This is a genomic window from Modestobacter marinus, from assembly GCF_011758655.1.
Taxonomy (GTDB): Bacteria; Actinomycetota; Actinomycetes; order Mycobacteriales; family Geodermatophilaceae; genus Modestobacter; species Modestobacter marinus.
Genome location: NZ_JAAMPA010000001.1, coordinates 1841879 through 1859180, shown reverse-complemented (window position 1 = coordinate 1859180; position 17302 = coordinate 1841879). Strand labels below are relative to the sequence as shown.

17 protein-coding genes are annotated in these 17302 nt (G+C 74.3%); 4 read left to right on the top strand and 13 right to left on the bottom strand.

Features of this window, described 5'->3' with window-relative positions:
- Positions 1-14 precede the first annotated feature (14 nt).
- The 9 genes from FB380_RS08780 to FB380_RS25410 all read right to left on the bottom strand — a co-directional run bounded on the left by FB380_RS08780 (position 15) and on the right by FB380_RS25410 (position 8801).
- Positions 15-158 carry a GPGG-motif small membrane protein gene (locus tag FB380_RS08780; RefSeq protein ID WP_166754737.1) on the bottom strand — a complete coding sequence of 48 codons (144 nt, stop codon included), beginning with the start codon at positions 156-158 and terminating at the stop codon, positions 15-17.
- Between the two features lie 104 nt (positions 159-262).
- Entirely contained in the window at positions 263-670 is a 408-nt protein-coding gene (locus FB380_RS08775) for a DUF3151 domain-containing protein (RefSeq protein ID WP_166754736.1), read from the bottom strand.
- A 3-nt stretch (positions 671-673) separates the two neighbouring features.
- On the bottom strand, positions 674-1708 hold the full coding sequence (gene fbaA, locus FB380_RS08770) for a class II fructose-bisphosphate aldolase (RefSeq protein ID WP_166754735.1): 1035 nt from the start codon (positions 1706-1708) through the stop codon (positions 674-676).
- Positions 1709-1794: 86 nt separating this feature from the next.
- Positions 1795-3156: an FAD-dependent oxidoreductase gene (locus FB380_RS08765; protein WP_166754734.1), complete on the bottom strand. Its 1362-nt coding sequence runs from the start codon at positions 3154-3156 to the stop codon at positions 1795-1797.
- A gap of 28 nt (positions 3157-3184) precedes the next feature.
- The gene (locus FB380_RS08760) at positions 3185-4621 is read right to left on the bottom strand and encodes an FAD-binding oxidoreductase (protein ID WP_166754733.1); all 1437 of its coding nucleotides are present in this window, start codon (positions 4619-4621) and stop codon (positions 3185-3187) included.
- A gap of 66 nt (positions 4622-4687) precedes the next feature.
- Positions 4688-5245 carry an orotate phosphoribosyltransferase gene (pyrE, locus tag FB380_RS08755; protein WP_166754732.1) on the bottom strand — a complete coding sequence of 186 codons (558 nt, stop codon included), beginning with the start codon at positions 5243-5245 and terminating at the stop codon, positions 4688-4690.
- A 48-nt stretch (positions 5246-5293) separates the two neighbouring features.
- A complete protein-coding gene (locus tag FB380_RS08750; RefSeq protein ID WP_166754731.1) occupies positions 5294-5983 on the bottom strand; it encodes a fasciclin domain-containing protein in 690 nt (229 codons plus the stop codon).
- A gap of 310 nt (positions 5984-6293) precedes the next feature.
- Positions 6294-6986: a fasciclin domain-containing protein gene (locus FB380_RS08745; protein ID WP_229681832.1), complete on the bottom strand. Its 693-nt coding sequence runs from the start codon at positions 6984-6986 to the stop codon at positions 6294-6296.
- A 123-nt stretch (positions 6987-7109) separates the two neighbouring features.
- On the bottom strand, positions 7110-8801 hold the full coding sequence (locus tag FB380_RS25410) for a molybdopterin-dependent oxidoreductase (protein ID WP_208382803.1): 1692 nt from the start codon (positions 8799-8801) through the stop codon (positions 7110-7112).
- Positions 8802-8973: 172 nt separating this feature from the next.
- On the opposite strand from FB380_RS25410, the gene FB380_RS08735 reads away from it, so the two are divergent.
- The gene (locus FB380_RS08735; RefSeq protein ID WP_166754729.1) at positions 8974-9462 is read left to right on the top strand and encodes a hypothetical protein; all 489 of its coding nucleotides are present in this window, start codon (positions 8974-8976) and stop codon (positions 9460-9462) included.
- A 6-nt stretch (positions 9463-9468) separates the two neighbouring features.
- On the opposite strand, the gene FB380_RS08730 is transcribed toward FB380_RS08735, so the two are convergent.
- Positions 9469-10095 (bottom strand): hypothetical protein, encoded by a 627-nt coding sequence (locus tag FB380_RS08730; RefSeq protein ID WP_166754728.1) that lies wholly within the window; start codon positions 10093-10095, stop codon positions 9469-9471.
- A gap of 179 nt (positions 10096-10274) precedes the next feature.
- On the opposite strand from FB380_RS08730, the gene FB380_RS25405 reads away from it, so the two are divergent.
- Positions 10275-10808, top strand: a complete 534-nt coding sequence (locus FB380_RS25405; RefSeq protein ID WP_166754727.1) for a DUF4190 domain-containing protein — start codon at positions 10275-10277, stop codon at positions 10806-10808.
- A gap of 45 nt (positions 10809-10853) precedes the next feature.
- Here the strand turns inward: FB380_RS25405 and clpB are convergent, their stop codons facing one another.
- Entirely contained in the window at positions 10854-13514 is a 2661-nt protein-coding gene (gene clpB / locus FB380_RS08720; protein ID WP_166754726.1) for an ATP-dependent chaperone ClpB, read from the bottom strand.
- A 230-nt stretch (positions 13515-13744) separates the two neighbouring features.
- On the opposite strand from clpB, the gene FB380_RS08715 reads away from it, so the two are divergent.
- Together FB380_RS08715 and FB380_RS08710 are read left to right on the top strand one after the other, a co-directional pair.
- The gene (locus FB380_RS08715; RefSeq protein ID WP_166754725.1) at positions 13745-14206 is read left to right on the top strand and encodes a MarR family winged helix-turn-helix transcriptional regulator; all 462 of its coding nucleotides are present in this window, start codon (positions 13745-13747) and stop codon (positions 14204-14206) included.
- A 184-nt stretch (positions 14207-14390) separates the two neighbouring features.
- On the top strand, positions 14391-14825 hold the full coding sequence (locus FB380_RS08710; protein ID WP_166754724.1) for an OsmC family protein: 435 nt from the start codon (positions 14391-14393) through the stop codon (positions 14823-14825).
- A 123-nt stretch (positions 14826-14948) separates the two neighbouring features.
- Here the strand turns inward: FB380_RS08710 and FB380_RS08705 are convergent, their stop codons facing one another.
- A complete protein-coding gene (locus FB380_RS08705; RefSeq protein WP_166754723.1) occupies positions 14949-16610 on the bottom strand; it encodes an MFS transporter in 1662 nt (553 codons plus the stop codon).
- Positions 16611-16677: 67 nt separating this feature from the next.
- Positions 16678-17157 (bottom strand): MarR family winged helix-turn-helix transcriptional regulator, encoded by a 480-nt coding sequence (locus tag FB380_RS08700; RefSeq protein WP_166754722.1) that lies wholly within the window; start codon positions 17155-17157, stop codon positions 16678-16680.
- Positions 17158-17302: the final 145 nt, after the last annotated feature.

The window sequence follows — 17302 nt, the reverse complement described above, 5'->3', positions numbered from 1 at the left end:
CCCCACCGGGCGGCTCAGGCGAAGAAGCTGACGCCTCCCGGGCCCACGAGCAGCCCGACGACGATCAGCACGATGCCCCACAGGAGCTGCTTCCGGACGATCGCGAAGATCCCCGCGACGACCAGGATGACAGCCAGGATCCACAGCAACGTGGCCATGAGCCCACCTCACCTCTCGAGATGACGCCCTGATGGCGCCGACCGGGAGCAGACGCTACGGCCGGATGATCATCGCCGCGATCCGGGCGAGCCCACTCACCCGTTCAGGTGATCAGGGTCGGGTCGCAGTCGCGCAGCAGCTGGGTGCAGCGCTCCTGCTCGTCGACCTCGCCGATCCGCCCGGCCGCGGTGGCCAGCACGGTGACGCAGCGCAGGAAGCCGCGGTTCGGCTCGTGCGACCACGGCACGGGGCCGTAGCCCTTCCAGCCGTTGCGGCGCAGCGCGTCCAGCCCGCGGTGGTAGCCGGTGCGGGCGTAGGCGTAGGCCTCGATGGTGCGGCCGGCTTCCAGCGCCGTCTCGGCGAGGGCGGCCCAGGCCGCGCTGGACGTGGGGTGCCCCGCCGCGACCTCGGCCGGGTCGGTGCCGGCGGCCAGCGCGTCGTCGGCCGCGGGGATGCCGGGCAGCAGGGTGGCCGGCGGCTCGCCGAGCAGGTTGTGGTGTGCGTGGGTCACGGCTCAGCCCGCCTGCGACTGGCCGGCGGACAGCAGGTGCTCGCAGGCCTCCACGATCCGGTCGGCCATGCTCGCCTCGGCCAGCTTCATGTAGGTGCGCGGGTCGTAGGTCTTCTTGACGCCGACCTCGCCGTCGACCTTCAGGACGCCGTCGTAGTTGCTGAACATGTGGCCGGCGATCGCCCGGGTCAGCGCGTACTGGGTGTCGGTGTCGACGTTCATCTTCACCACGCCGTAGGACAGCGCCTCGCGGATCTCCTCGAGCGCGGAGCCGGACCCGCCGTGGAAGACCAGGTTGAACGGCTTGGCGCCGTCCCCCAGGCCGAACTGCTCGGCGACGACGGCCTGCCCGCGCTGCAGCACGTCGGGGCGGAGCTTCACGTTGCCCGGCTTGTAGACCCCGTGCACGTTGCCGAAGGTCGCCGCCAGCAGGTAGACGCCCTTCTCCCCCAGCCCGAGGGCCTCGGCGGTGCGCACGAAGTCGCCGTCGGCGGTGTAGAGCTTCTCGTTGATCTCGTGGGCGACGCCGTCCTCCTCGCCGCCGACGACGCCGATCTCCACCTCGAGGACGATCTTGGCCGCCGCGCACTTCTCGATGAGCTCCTGCGCGATGGACAGGTTCTCGGTGAGCTCGACGGCCGAGCCGTCCCACATGTGCGACTGGAACAGCGGCGCCTGGCCGGCGTCGACCCGGTCCTTGCTGATCGCGATCAGCGGGCGGACGTAGTCGTCCAGCTTGTCCTTGGGGCAGTGGTCGGTGTGCAGCGCGACGTTGACCGGGTACTTCTCCGCGACGACGTGCGCGAACTCGGCCAGCGCGACGGCGCCGGTCACCATGTCCTTGACCCGGGTGCCGGAGCCGAACTCCGCGCCACCGGTGGAGAACTGGATGATCCCGTCGCTGCCGGCGTCGGCGAAGCCGCGCAGGGCGGCGTTGATCGTCTCGGACGAGGTGCAGTTGATCGCCGGGTAGGCGAACCCGCCCTCCTTCGCCCGGGTGATCATGTCGGCGTAGACCTCGGGGGTCGCGATGGGCATGCGGTGCTCTCCTGACGTCGGGACCGGCGCTCTGCTCGCGGTCAGTATCGTGCCGGGCGGTCACCCGTGGCGTGCCCGCCCCCCGGTCAGCCCTGCTCGATGCGGCTGACGGCGCGGGCGGCCACCACCACCGGGTCGTAGGTGGGCGAGAACGGCGGGGCGTAGGAGAGGTCGCTGCCGGCCAGTTCCTCCGCGGTCAGGCCCGCCCAGATGGCGGTGGCGAGCACGTCGATCCGCTTCGCCGACCCCGGCCCACCGACCACCTGGGCCCCGAGCAGCTGCCCGGAGCCGGCCTCGGTGACCAGCTTGACGGCGATCTCCTCCGCACCCGGGAAGTAGCCGGCCCGGGTGGTGGCCTCGATGACGTCGGTGCAGTACTCGAACCCGGCCTCCTCGGCCTGGGTGGTGCACAGGCCGGTCCGCCCGATCTCCAGCTCGCCCACCTTGGTGATCGCCGTGCCCAGCACCCCGGCGAACCGGGCCGGCCGGCCGCCGATCACCGAGCCCGCCACCCGGCCCTGCTTGTTGGCGTGCGTGCCCAGCGCGACGTGCGCGACCTCGCCGGTGACCCGGTGGAACGTCTGCGCGCAGTCACCGGCGGCGAACACCTCCGGGTGGTCGCGGCAGCGCTGGCTCCGGTCGACGTCGACCGCGCCGGTCGGCCCGATGGCGAGCCCGGCCTCGGCGGCCAGCCGCGCCTCGGGACCCATGCCCAGCCCCAGGACGATCAGGTCGGCCGGGTAGCTGCCGACGTCGGTGCGCACCCCGCAGGCCCGGCCGTCGGCGTCCACGAGCACCTCCCGCACCGCCTGGTCGGCGTGCACGGTCATCCCCATCGCCGTCAGGCCAGCCCGGACCCGCTCGCCCATGTCGGCGTCCAGCAGCTGCATCGGCAGCGGGTCGGCCAGGACGACGGTGACCTCCAGCCCCCGGTCCTGCAGGGCCTCGGCCATCTCCAGCCCGATGTAGCCACCGCCCAGGACCAGTCCGCGCCGCGGCCGGTCGGTGGGCAGCTGCTCGATCGCCGCCAGGATGGCCGCGCCGTCGTCCAGTCGGTGCACGCCGAACACCCCGGGGGCGTCCAGGCCGGGGATGGGAGGACGGGTGGGCCGGCCGCCGGTGGCGACGACCAGCCGGTCGTAGCCGAACCGGGTGCCGCCGCGGGCGTGCACCACCCCGGCGTCCAGGTCGATCGCCTCGGCCCGGGTGCCGGTGTGCACGGTGATGTCGGCTGCGGCGAACTCGGCCGGCGTCCGGGCGATCAGGTCCGCCCGGTCGGCCACCTGCCCGGCGACCCAGTAGGGGATGCCGCAGGCGGAGTAGGAGACGACCTCGCTCTGCTCCAGGACGACGATCTCCAGCTCGCCGGCCGGGCGCAGCCGGCGGGCCTGGGCGGCCGCCGACATCCCGGCCGCGTCCCCGCCGATGACCAGCAGTCGTTCGGTCATGCCCCGCTGCCGCCCACTCCCGGCCGCCTCAGGCGCCGAGGAGGCCGGAGACGGCGGCCAGGTCGCCACCGGAGGCCCGGCGGAACATCTTCCCCGGGTTGAGGATCCCCGCCGGGTCGAGCGCGTGCTTGATCGCCTGGTGGACCGAGAGCGAGACCGGGCCGATCTCCCGTTCCAGCCAGTCGGCCTTGATCGTGCCCACCCCGTGCTCTCCGGTGATCGTGCCGCCGAGGGACAGGCCGAGCTCCAGGATCGCGTCGAAGGCGGCGTAGGCCCGGGTGCACTGGTCGGGGTCGGCGCCGTCGAAGACGACGGTGGGGTGCATGTTGCCGTCGCCGGCGTGGCCGACGACCCCGACCACCAGGCCGGCGGTGGCGGCGATCGCGTCGCAGCCGTCGATGAACGTGGCCACCCGCGACCGGGGGACGGCGACGTCGTCGAGCAGCAGGCTGCTGCCCAGCCGCTCCAGGGCCGGCAGCGCCATCCGGCGGGCGGTCATCAGCAGGTCGCCCTCGGCCGGGTCGTCCGTGGAGTGCACGAAGTCGGCACCGGCCTCCTCGCACAGCCGGGTCAGGGCGGCGATCTCGGCGAGGGCCACGTCGCCGCCGCTGTCGGACTGGGCCAGCAGCAGGGCGGCGGCGTCGCGGTCCAGGTCGGCCCGCATCAGGTCGTCGACCGCGCGGATGCAGGTCCGGTCCATCACCTCGAGCATGCTCGGCACCAGGCCGCTGGTGACCACCCGCTCGACCACCTGGCCGGTCTGCGCGCTGGTGCCGAAGCTGGCGACCAGGGTGACCGGCGGCTGCGGGGCCGGGCGCAGCGCCAGCGTCGCCTCGGTGATCACGCCCAGGGTGCCCTCGGAGCCGACGAACAGCCGGGCCAGGTCGTAGCCGGCGACGCCCTTGACGGTGCGCCGCCCGGTGCGCAGCACCCGGCCGTCGGCGAGCACGACCTCCAGACCCAGCACGTAGTCGGTGGTGACCCCGTACTTCACGCAGCACAGCCCGCCGGAGTTCATCGCCAGGTTGCCGCCGAGGGTGCACCAGTCGTAGCTGGCCGGGTCCGGCGGGTAGAACAGCCCGTGCTCGCGGACGGCGTCGCGCAGCGTCTTGTTCACCACGCCGGCCTGGACGACGGCGAGCCGGTCGGCCGGCGCGACCTCCAGGACGGCGTCCATCCGGGTCAGGGCCAGCGTGATGCACCCGTCGACGGCGTTGGCCGCGCCGACCAGGCCGGAGCCGGCGCCCCGCGGCACCACCGGCACCCCGTGCCGGCCGGCCAGCCGCAGCACCGCCGACACCTCCTCGGTGCTGCGCGGCAGCGCGACCGCGGCCGGCAGCCCTGCCTCGGCGAGCATCGCCTGGTCGCGCGCGTAGGCGGCGGTGACGTCGGGGTCGGTGAGCACGCTGTCCGGGCCCAGGGCGTCCTGGAGCTCGCGGACCCACGTCGTCGTGAGGGCGGTCACGCCGTCACCGTACGTCCCTGTCGCCGTCCGGCCCCGCTCCGGGCGGGCGAGGGACGGGGGGCTCCGTCAGGAGAGGCCGAGGTCGGCCAGCTCGAACGCCGCGCGGTACTCCAGGCCGGCCGCCTCGACGGCCGCGCGGGCGCCGCGGTCGACGATCACGGCCACCCCCAGCACCTCGGCACCGGCCTCCTGCAGCGCCTCGACGGCGGTGAGCGGGCTGCCCCCGGTGGTGGACACGTCCTCGACCACCAGCACCGTGCGGCCGGCGACGTCGGGCCCCTCGATCCGCCGCTGCATCCCGTGCTCCTTGGTCGCCTTGCGCACCACGCAGGCGTCCAGGTACCCCTCGCCGTCCGCGGCGGCGTGCAGCATCGCGGTGGCGACCGGGTCGGCGCCCAGGGTGAGCCCGCCGACCACGTCGTAGCGCAGGTCGCCGGTGAGCTGGCGCATCACCCGGCCCACCAGGGGAGCGGCCTCGTGGTGCAGCGTCACCCGGCGCAGGTCGATGTACCAGTCGGCCTCCTGCCCGGAGGACAGCGTCACCTTCCCGTGCACGACGGCGAGGTCGACGATGAGCTCGAGCAGCCGGTCGCGGTCGGGGTGGGCCGGAGCGGGGGCGTTCATGGGCGCGACCCTACTGAGGCCGGCGGACGGTCACCCCCGGCGCACGGGTCAGCCGGCCGGGGCGAGCACCTGGTCGATGACGTAGACGGTGGCGTTCGCCGTCGGCACGTTGCCGCAGACGACGGTCGCCGGAGCGGTGCCGGCCACGGTGCCCTCGACGGCGACGGTCGGCGCCTCGGCCGTCCCGGTCACGGTGATCGGGTCGCCGTTGAGCGTGACGTGCTCGCCGACGAGGTCGGCCGGGGCCAGCCGGCCGGGCAGGACGTGGTGGGTCAGCAGCGAGGTCAGCTGCGGGACGTCGCCGAGCAGCGCGGGCACCGCGTCGGGGCCCAGCGCGTCGAAGGCGGCGTTGGTCGGCGCCAGCACGGTGACCTCCTCGCGGGTGTTGAGCACGTCGACCAGGTTGGCCGCGCCCACGGCGGCAGTGAGGGTGCTCAGCTGCGGGTTGGCGCCCACCGCCGCGCTCACCGGCTGGGTCGCCAGGTCCGCCGGGGCACCGCCGGCCGCGGCCGGGAAGACCTGCTCGCAGCCCGGTCCGATCGGGCCGGTGGGTGCGGCAGCCGCCTCCGAGGTCGGGGCCGCGGCGCTGGTCTCGGCGGCCGTGGCGCTGGGGGTGGCGCGCGCGGTCGGTTCGTCGTCGGACCCGCTGCAGCCGGCCAGCCCGGCGAGGATGACCGGGACGGCGAGCAGCCCACCGATCCGGGACGGGACGACGGATCGGGTCTGCCGGGGGGCCATCACTGCGGCTGTCCTCCTGGTCTCGGTCCACCCGCGCCCGGGACCAGCTGGCCCCGGGGGCGTCCTGGCCCGCTGGCCGGGAGCCGCCAGCATGACATCCGTCCGCCGGATGACCGGGCTGCCCGCTCCGGGGCCCGGGGGCAGCGGTCCCGGCCGGGGCCGCCGTCCGGGCGCCGCCGTCGTCCCCACCCGGCCGGCTCCCGTGCCACGGCCGCCGGGCGGCCGTCCAGGACCGGACGACGACCCGGCGACCCCTCGCCGTCCCCCCGCCGCGGGTCACCGCAGGCGGGGAGCGGCCGGGGCCCGTGGGTCAGGCGGAGGGGGCCAGCACCTGGTCGACGATGTAGACGGTGGCGTTCGCCGTCTGCACGTCGCCGCAGACGACCGAGGCCGGGGAGGCGCCCAGCACGGTCTGGTCGGCGGAGAGGGAGAAGTCCTCGCCGGAGCCCTCGATGGTGACCGTGGCACCGGAGAGCGTGGTGTGCTCACCGGCCAGCTCCGACGGGCTCAGCCGGCCCGGGATGACGTGCGAGGTCAGCACCTCGGTGAGCTGGGCCTGGTCGGCCAGCAGGCCGTTCAGCGCATCGGCCGGCACGGCCTCGAACGCGCTGTTGGCCGGGGCCAGCACGGTGATGTCCTCGGCGGAGTTGAGCGTGTCGACCAGCCCGGCCTGGGTGACGGCCGTGACGAGGGTGGACAGCACGGGGTTGTTGCTGGCGGCGGTGGCGACCGGGTCGTCGGACATGCCCTCCACGCTGCCCTCCCCCTCGGTCGGCACCAGCGAGCACGCCGGGCCGAAGGGCCCCTCGGCCATGGCCTCGGTGGTCTCCATGGCCTCGGTCTCCTCCATGGCGTCGGTCTCCTCCATGGCCTCGGTGGTCGGGGACGCGCTGCTGTCCCCGCTGGCGGTGGACGTGTCGTCCGAGCCGCAGGCGGTCATGGTGAGCGCGAGGCCGGTGAGGGCGCCGGCGACGACGAGGCGGTTCAAGCGGGTGCTCTTCACGGTGGTCTCCTGGGGTGGTGCGAGGGTGGGTCCGGCACCCGGACCGTCGGCCCGGGCAGCGCCGCCGGCCGGTGGCCGTCGACGAGCGTGTGGGGTGCCGGGCGGTCGCCCGGCACCTGCGTGTCAGGTCGCGATGACCCGGATGGAGTGCCAGCCACTGGCCCCGGCAGGGAAGGGCGGCACGCGCTGGTCGGTCTGGACGGTCCCGGCCCGGTCGGTGGCCCGGACGGTCAGCTGGTGCTGGCCGGGCGTCAGCTCGACCGGCAGCACCCACTGGCGCCACAGGTCGGCGTCCACCTCCGGTGAGAGCTCGGCGTCGACGAAGTCCTCGTCGTCCACCCGCACCTCGACCCGCGCGATGCCCCGGGTCTGCGCCCACGCCACCCCGGCGACGGGATGGCGGCCGGCCGGCAGCTGCCGCAACGGGGCTGGGGTGTCGATCCGGGCGAAGACCTTGATCGGCCCGTCGACGGCCCAGTCGCGCTCGGTCCAGTAGGCGTCGAAGGCGTCGTAGGTGCTGGCATCGATGCCGGTGAGCCACTTGCACGCCGAGACGTAGCCGTAGAGACCGGGGACCAGCATCCGCACCGGGAAGCCGTGGGCGACCGGCAGCGGCTCGCCGTTCATCCCGATCGCCAGCATGGCGTCCTCGACCTCGAGCGCGGACCGGGTGGGCGTGCCGATGGTCATGCCGTCGCTGGACCGGCAGACGAGCTGGTCGGACCCGGACTGCACGCCTGCCTCCCGGAGGAGGGCTCCCAGGGGGACGCCGACCCACCGGGCGGTGCCGGCCAGCTTCCCGCCCACCTCGTTGGAGACGCAGGTCAGCGTGATGTCCCGCTCGATCAGGTCGTCCCGGTCGTACAGCTCGGCGAGGGTGAAGGAGCGCGGCGAGTCGAACATGCCGGTGAGGCGGAGGGTGTAGTCCGACGGGCTCAGCTGCGGGACGGTGAGCGCGGTGTCCACGCGGTAGAAGTCCCGGTTGGCGGTGAACAGCGGGGTGAGCCCCGGGATGCGCTCGGCCAGGTCCGCACCGGCGGGCAGCGCCGGGGCCGGGGACGACGGCACGGGCAGCGCGAGCTCGGACCGGGCACCGGCGACGGCGAACCGGCGTTGCAGCAACCGGCCCCCACCACCGGCGACCGCCGCGGCGCCGAGCGCGACGCCGCCGGACACCAGGAACGCGCGGCGGTCCACGGCCGTGCCGCCCCGGTCGCCGGAGGCCAGCGCCTCCCGGAGCCGGCCCAGCAGCCCGTCGTCGGCCCGGTCTGCCTGCGTCGTCCCGGCCGCAGGCGCCGGCACCGCGCCGGGCTCGGCGTCGTCGTGCCCGGCGACCGCTCGCCGGCTCAGCGTGCCCAGCAGGGCGCCCAGGACGGCGATGCCGACCACCGCGCCGACCACCGACGGGACGCCGTCCAGCAGGCTCCCGGCGGGCCGGGTGGCCGCCGCGACGAACCCGACGAGCCCGAAGAGGGCGACCCCGGCGGCACCCAGGAGACGGGACCGCAGGCCGACGAGCCCCACCAGGGCGGCGTAGCAGGCGATGACGACGAGGGTCCCGACGACCAGCGCGATCTTGTCGTCCTCACCGAACGTGCGGATCGCGAAGGCCTTGACCGGCTCGGGGGTCAGCGGGATCGCGGCGTTGCCGACGGCCACGACCGGCGAGGAGGCGGGACCGATGAGGCCGGCCGCCAGCTCGGCGGCCCCGAGGGCGGCCGCGGCCGAGATCAGCCCGGCCAGGGCACCCGCCGCCCAGCGACCGGTGCGGCGGGCGGGGCCGGGCGTCGCGCCGTGTCGTGGTGTGTCGGTCACGGTTGGTGTTCGGCACGCGAACGCCGTGCGGATGCCCGAAACGAACATCGGTTCGTCACGATCAGGTCACGGGCAACTCGATCGCCTGCGATGTGTCTGGATCGTGGCCCCCGACCCACCGGGTGGCAGCGCGCCGCCGACCGAGGGTCCACCGACATGTCAGGCTGGCGCGGTGCCCGCCCGCCCGTCGTCGTCCGGCCCGCTCGACCCGGCGCAGCCCCGCCCGGGCATGCCACCGTCGGCCCGGGTCGCGGTGGGCCTGCTCGTCGGACTGGCCCTGCTCCTGCTGCTCAACGCGCTGCTCACGTCCCTGACGCGGGAGGCGGTGGTCGACGCCCTCGCCGCCGCACAGCCGGACTCACCCCGGTCGGACGCCGAGCGGGTCGTGCTGGCCAACCTCGTCCAGGCCGTCGTCTTCGGGGGGCTGGCGGCGGTGTCGGCAGCCGGGCTGGCCCGGAGGCACGGCTGGGCACGGTGGTCCGGGCTCGCGACCACCGCGGGGCTGGGGGTGCTCACGCTCGTGGCGACGCTCCTGGCCGGCGGTGTCGCCGTCTCGACCTTGCTGGTCCTGGTGCTGTGCGCGGCCGCCGTCACCAGTCTGGCCGCCCGCACGACGGCTGCGTGGACCTCGTCCGGCCCACGCAGCCGCGCCACCCGGTGACCGGGGTCAGTAGCGGTTCCGGCGCTGCGCCTGGGCGCGGTACCAGTCGTTGGACGGCTTGAGGGCCAGCAGCACGATGCCGGCCAGGACCAGCAGCAGCTGCAGCGTGGACAGGAGACCACTCGTCCCCGCCGTGCCGGTCAGCGCCGAGATCACGGTCAGCCCGCCCAGCACCCAGAGCACGATGCGCGCCCAGTTGCGGCCCTGCCAGGCGAACCAGAGCACCGCCAGGAACGCGGCGATGAACAGCAGGCTGATGACGACGCCGACCGTCACCGCCGTGGAGACCTGGTCCTCGGTGAGGCCACCGATCTCGGCCAGGTCGGCCCGGTAGCCGTCCATGTCGGTGAAGAGCAGGATCGTGCCGAGCGCGTTGAGCAGCGTGTTGACCAGGAAGGCGGCGATGCCGGCCGTGACGGTGGTGGGCCGCTCCGTGGGTGCGCCCACCTCTCCGCCGGGGGAACCGGCGGGCGCGGCGGGGTAGGAGCTGTAGCCGGGCTCTCCCGGGCCCCCCTGCCCCCACGAGGGCTGGCCGCCGTACTCGCGGCCGTCCGCCCCGTACCGGGGTGGCCCGCCCTCCGGCGGCTGCTGCCCGTACCCGCCCTGGTGCGGGTCCTGCGGTCCTGACGTCATGACGGCTCCTCGGCGACCTGCGTGGGTGGACGTCCCCGATCGTCGCGCATCCCCACCTCCCTGGCACCGGATCCGCCCCGGTGAGACGCCCGTCCTCACCCGCTCGGGGCACCCCGCTCCGGGTGCCACCGGCGGCCGTCGCGGCCGCCGTCCCCTCGCCGACGCCTACGCTCGAGAGGGTGACGACGCCTCCAGCACCGCCGCCCGAGCCCTCTCGTCCCGGCGACGACCGCCCAGGGCAGGGTGGTGCCTACGGCCGACCCGGACCCGGCGCCTACGGGGAGCCGGCTGCCTACGGTCAGGCGGCGGCCTACGGGCAGCCGATCCAGTACGGGCAACCGGACCCCTACGGGCAGCAGCCGGGCGGGTACGCCGCACCCCGGAAGTCCAACGGACTCGGGATCGCCTCCCTGGTGCTGGGCCTCCTGTCCGTGCCGGGGGCCTTCTTCCTCGGCGTCCCCGGCATCGTGCTGGGCCTCCTGGCGATCGTCCTGGGGATCGTCGCGCTGCGCCGGGTCAAGGCCCGGCGGGCCGACAGCCGCGGCATGCCGATCGCCGGCATCGTGACCGGGGTCGTCGGCCTGGTGCTCGGCGCGATCGTCCTGGCCGCGGCGGTGTTCTTCGTGAACACCGCCGAGACCTGCATCGACGACTTCAGCCAGACCGGTGACCAGGCCGCCTACGAGCAGTGCCTGCAGGACGTCACGAGCTGACCCGCCGGGACCGTGCCCGCCGTCACCGACGGCGGGCACGGGACGTCACCCGCCGGTGCCGGGCTCGATCGACCGCGGGGCCGGACCGGGCTCAGCGGCCTGCTCCCCGGGGGTCGCCCCCCGGGTGACGGTGAGCCCGGCGTCGCCGTCGGCCACGTCGGCCGCCCAGTCGACGAGGACGTCGTCGCCGTCGCGGATCTCCCCGGCCAGCAGCGCCCGGGCGAGCTGGTCGCCGATCGCCGACTGCACCAGCCGGCGCAGCGGCCGGGCCCCGTAGACCGGGTCGAAGCCGTTGAGCGCCAGCCACTCCCGCGCCGCGTCGGTCACCCGCAGGGTGAGCCGGCGGGCGGCCAGCCGGCGGGCGAGCACGCCGACCTGGATGTCGACGATCCCGACGAGCTCGTCGGAGCCCAGGGCGCGGAAGGTGACGACGTCGTCGAGCCGGTTGAGGAACTCCGGCTTGAAGTGCGCCCGCACCACCTCCTGCACCGCCCGCTGCTTCTGCTCGTCGGGCACCGACTGGTCGGCGATCACCTGCGACCCGAGGTTCGAGGTCAGCACGAGCAGCGTGCTGCGGAAGTCGACGGTGCGGCCCTGCCCGTCGGTGAGCCGGCCGTCGTCGAGCACCTGCAGCAGCACGTCGAAGACGTCGGGGTGCGCCTTCTCCACCTCGTCGAGCAGCACCACCGTGTACGGCCGGCGCCGCACCGCCTCGGTGAGCTGGCCGCCCGCCTCGTAGCCGACGTACCCGGGCGGGGCGCCGACCAGCCGGGCCACCGAGTGCTTCTCGGAGTACTCGCTCATGTCGATGCGGACCATCGCCCGCTCGTCGTCGAACAGGAACTCCGCCAGCGCCTTGGCCAGCTCGGTCTTCCCCACCCCGGTGGGGCCCAGGAAGAGGAAGGAGCCGGTCGGCCGGTCCGGGTCGGCGACACCGGAGCGCGCCCGGCGAACCGCGTCGGAGACGGCGCGGACGGCGTCGGGCTGGCCGACGACCCGCTTCCCGAGCTCGTCCTCCATCCGCAGCAGCTTCTGCGTCTCCCCCTCCAGCAGGCGGCCGGCCGGGATCCCGGTCCAGGCCTGGACGACCTCGGCGATGTCGTCGGCGCCGACCTCCTCCTTGAGCATCGACTGGCTGGCCGCGACCGACGCCTCGGCCTCGGCCAGGGCGCGCTCCAGCGCGGGCATGCGGCCGTAGCGCAGCTCGGCGACCCGGGCCAGGTCACCGTCCCGCTCGGCCCGCTCGGCCTCCAGGCGCACGCCCTCCAGCTCCTCCTTGGTGTGCTGGATCCGGTCGATCGCCGTCTTGTCCTGCTGCCACCGGGCGGTCAGCTCGCCGAGCGCCTCGCGGCGGTCGGCCAGCTCCTCGCGGAGCGCCGCCAGCCGCTGGAGGGACGCCGGGTCCTCCTCCTTGGCCAGCGCCATCTCCTCGATCTCCAGCCGGCGGACGACCCGCTCCACCTCGTCGACCTCGACCGGCCGGCTGTCGATCTCCATCCGCAGCCGGCTGGCGGCCTCGTCTACGAGGTCGATCGCCTTGTCCGGGAGGAACCGGGCGGTGACGTACCGGTCCGACAGGGTGGCCGCCGCGACGATCGCGCCGTCGGTGATCCGCACCCCGTGGTGCACCTCGTAGCGCTCCTTCAGGCCACGGAGGATGCCGATCGTGTCCTCGACCGACGGCTCCCCGACGTAGACCTGCTGGAACCGCCGCTCCAGCGCCGGGTCCTTCTCGATGTGCTCGCGGAACTCGTCGAGGGTGGTCGCACCGACCATCCGCAGCTCGCCGCGGGCCAGCATCGGCTTGATCATGTTGCCGGCGTCCATCGCGGAGTCACCGCTGGCACCGGCGCCGACGATGGTGTGCAGCTCGTCGATGAAGGTGACGACCTGACCCTCGGCCTCGGTGATCTCCTGGAGGACGGCCTTGAGCCGCTCCTCGAACTCACCGCGGTACTTGGCCCCGGCGACCATGGCGCTCAGGTCCAGTGCCATGAGCCGCTTGCCCTTGAGGCTCTCCGGCACGTCCCCGGCGACGATCCGCTGGGCCAGGCCCTCGACGATCGCGGTCTTGCCGACGCCGGGCTCCCCGATCAGGACGGGGTTGTTCTTGGTGCGCCGGGAGAGCACCTGCACCACCCGGCGGATCTCGGCGTCCCGGCCGATGACCGGGTCCATCCGGCCCTCCCGGGCCCGGGCGGTCAGGTCGACGGCGTACTTCTCCAGCGCCTGGAAGGTGCTCTCCGGGTCGGGGCTGGTGACCTTGCGGTTGCCGCGGACGGTGCGGAACGCCGCGACGAGGGCGTCGCGGGTGGCCCCGGAACTGGTCAGGACGGCGCCGGCCTCACCGTCGGTGCTGGCCAGGCCGACCAGCAGGTGCTCGGTGGAGACGTACTCGTCGCCCAGTGCGCTGGCCTGCTCGCCGGCGGCGTTGATCGCCCGGAGGAGCTCCCGGGACGGCGCGGGGGCGGCCACGGTGGAGCCGCTGACGCTGGGCATCCGGCGCAGCGCGGCGTCCGCCTTCGCACGCACGTCGGCCGGGTCGGCGCCGGTGGCCTGCAGGAGCGGCCCGGCGATGCCGTCGGCCTGCTCGAGCAGGGCGACCAGCAGGTGCAGGGGCTCGAGGGCGGCCTGGCCCCGGTCGACCGCCAGCCGCTGAGCGGCGGCGACGGCCTCCTGCGAACGGGTGGTGAGCTTGCTCTGCATGGCGGGTGGGTCTGTCCTCTCCTGCGACACGGGACGGTTCGTCGACTCCAACGGAGCAGGACTTGAGTCTGTTCCACTCAACCTGAGCCGTCCAGTGCCGACCGGCCATGGGCCCGGGGCCTCCGACCCTGGCCAGGAGAGCGGCGCGGCAGGAGACGGGACCGGCCAGAAAAGCTGACGCGACAGACCACATGGATGCTCGCGGTCGTATCGCGCCCTACTCTTGCTGCATGACAGACACCCCGTCGCCGAGCGTCGCTCTCGACGATCAGCTCTGTTTCGCGCTCTACGCCGCCTCGCGGGCCGTCACGGCCCGCTACCGGCCCCTGCTGGACGAGCTGGGGGTCACCTACCCCCAGTACCTGGTCCTCATGCTGCTGTGGGAGCAGGACGGGCAGACCGTCGGCCAGCTGGGCACCCGCCTCGCGCTGGACTCCGGGACCCTGTCCCCGCTGCTCAAGCGGCTCACGGCCGCGGGTCTGGTGACCCGGCACCGCCGGGCCGACGACGAGCGGTCCGTCTCCGTCCGGCTGACCGACGAGGGCCGGGCGCTCCAGGCCCCAGCGTGCGCGGTCTCCGCGGAGATGATCGACGCCCTGGCGCTGAACCAGGAGCAGTTCGACGAGCTGAAGAGCCAGCTGCGGCTGATCACCGACCGGGTCGCCGACACCCGCGCGAGCGCCCCGGCCTGAGGGAGCGCCCCGTCCTCCTCGGGGACGGGGCCGCACCACGCCACCACCCGGCCGTCCCGGCAGCGGGCCACCGCGGGTGCGGTGGCGGGAACACCGCCGGCCCGGAACGGTTGACCTCGTCAGAACCGGTGTCCGGTCACGGCGCAGACCCGCGTCGTGGCCGCACCGACGAGGAGGAGGTCCGATGCCCACCCGCACCGCACGCACTGCCTGGAACGGCTCCCTGCAGGAGGGCTCCGGCCAGGTCGAGCTCTCCAGCTCGAAGGTCGGCACGTTCGACGTCAGCTTCCCGAAGCGGGCTGCCGAGGAGGCCGGGGGCACCACCAGCCCCGAGGAGCTCATCGCCGCCGCGCACTCGTCCTGTTACGCCATGGCGCTGTCCAGCGAGATCGGCAAGGCCGGCGGCACGACGCAGTCGCTCGAGGTGAGCGCCGACGTGACCCTGGGCCAGCAGGACGGCGCCCCGACGATCACCGGCATCGCGCTCACCGTGCGTGGCGAGGTCGACGGGCTCGACGCCGCCGGGTTCGACAAGGCCGCCCAGGCCGCCAAGGCCGGGTGCCCGGTGAGCAAGGCGCTGGCCGCCGTCGACATCACCCTCGACGCCTCGCTCGTCTGAGGAAGGGCCCCCCTTTCCCCCACTCTTCGCAGGCTCAGGGTGGGCCCCTGGAGGGGGGCCGTGACACAACAGAGGCCCGTCTCCCCCGGTGGGGAGACGGGCCTCTGTGCGTCCGCGGTGCGGTCAGCCGCGCCGCCCGGCGAGCTGCTCGTCGACCTCGGCCGTCGGGTCCGCCGCCGGGGTGCGCTCGGCCTGCAGCCGCTCGTCCCCGGTCTCCGTGCGCAGCGCGACCTCCCGGATGAACAGGATGGCCACGATCGTGACGATCGACAGCAGCGCCGCGATCAGGAAGACCCGCCCGGTCGCGTCACCGTAGGAGACCTGGATCAGCGCGCGGATCGGCGCCGGGGCGTCGGCCAGGTCGGCCAGCCCGATGTCCGGGGAGCTGCCGGCGGCCGGGGCGCCGGGGACGTCGGCCAGCCCGGACCGGATGAGCGTGCCGACCCGGCTGGAGAGCACCGCGCCGAGCACCGAGACGCCGATCGTGCCGCCCAGGCTGCGGAAGAAGGCCACCGCCGAGCTCGCCGCCCCCAGGTCGGTGGCGGCGACGGTGTTCTGCACGGCCAGCACCAGGTTCTGCATGGTCATCCCGATGCCGATGCCGAGCACCGCGAGGAAGACGCCCAGCACGACCATGTTCGTGGCGTGGTCGATGGTGGCCAGCAGGCCGAACCCGATCGCCACGAGCAGCGAGCCGGCGACCAGGTAGCGCTTCCAGAACCCGGTGCGGGTGATCAGGATCCCGGAGACGGTCGAGGAGACGAGCAGGCCACCGACCATCGGGATGGTGAGCAGCCCGGCCGCCGTCGGCGAGTAGCCGCGGGAGATCTGCAGGTACTGGCCGAGGAAGACCGTGGAGCCGAACATCGCGACACCGATGGCGACGCTGGCGATGATCGCCAGGGTCGTCGTCCGGTCGCGGAACAGCCGGAGCGGGACGATCGGCTCCGCCGCCCGCAGCTCGGTGACGACGAACGCCACGACGGCGAGCACACCGCCCCCCACGAACAGCACCGTCTCCAGCGAGGCCCACGCGAAGCTGTCCCCGGCCAGGGTCACCCAGATCAGCAGCGCCGAGACGCCGGCGGTCAGGAAGGAGGCGCCCAGGTAGTCGATGGTGACCGCGCGCCGGGTCACCGGCAGGTGCAGGGTCCGCTGCAGGAGCACCAGGGCCACCGCGGCGAACGGGACGCCGACGAAGAAGCACCAGCGCCAGCCCAGCCAGCTGGTGTCGACCAGCAGGCCACCGATCAGCGGGCCGCCGACGGTGGCGACCGCCATCACCGAGCCGAGCAGGCCGGAGTACCGGCCGCGCTCACGCGGGCTGATCATCGCCGCCATCGCGATCTGCACCAGCGCCTGCAGGCCACCCAGCCCCAGGCCCTGCAGCACCCGCCAGCCGATCAGCGTCGGCAGCGACTGCGAGAGCCCGGCCAGCATCGAGCCGACGATGAAGACGACGATCGCGATCTGGATGAGCAGCTTCTTGCTGAACAGGTCGGCGAGCTTGCCCCAGATCGGCGTGGAGGCGGTCGAGGCCAGCAGGGTCGCGGTGACCACCCAGGTGTACTGGCTCTGCGTGCCGCGCAGGTCGGTGATGATCGTCGGCAGGGCGTTGGAGACGACGGTCGAGGACAGGAACGCGACGAACATCGCCAGCAACATCCCCGACAGCGCGCTGAGGATCTGCGGGTGCGTCATCCGGCCCTGCTGCTCGGCCGGGCCGAGCGCCGATGGGCCGGCGGTCGCCCCGGCGTCGGGCCGGGTGGGTGCGGTGCTGCTCATCTGTGGTTCTCCTGGCATCACGGGTGCGAGAGGGTGCGAAGGGGTGGCGGGTGCGGGCCGGGGACGGTCAGCCCGCCCCGGCCGGGGACCGGTGGGTGCGCCCACCCGCGCGGTCGAGCCCGTCGGCGAACTTCTCCAGCAGGCGGTCGAACTCCTGCGCCTCGGCCTCGGTCCAGTCGGCCAGCGCCTCGACCGCCCACCGGCCACGGACCCGGCGGGTGTGGGCCAGGGCGGCCGACCCGGCGGCGCTGAGGCTGATCAGGCTGGCCCGGCCGTCGAGGGGGTCGGGACGCCGCTCGACGTACCCGGCACGCTGCAGGGCCGCGACCTGCCGGCTGGCCACCGAGACGTCGACGCCGGCGCGGTCGGCCAGGGCGCTGCACCGCTGGTCACCGTCCTGCTCCAGCGGCACGAGCAGCGCCCAGCCGAAGGAGGGCAGGTCACCGTAGAGGTCGGCCGCGGCCCGGGGCCCCAGGTGCTTGATGCTGCGCACCAGCCGGGCCACGCCGGCGGTGAGCCGTTCGGAGGTCTCCCGGGTGAGGTGCACGACGCGCCCCCTGCTGTTCCGCCGCCGGGCACCACGCCCGGTACATGTAGACAGCAACCATCATGTCCCTGTTGGTTGCGACATGCAACCGTGACTCTCGTCTCCCGGACGCACGGACGGGCGGCGACCGGACCTCGGGGTCCGG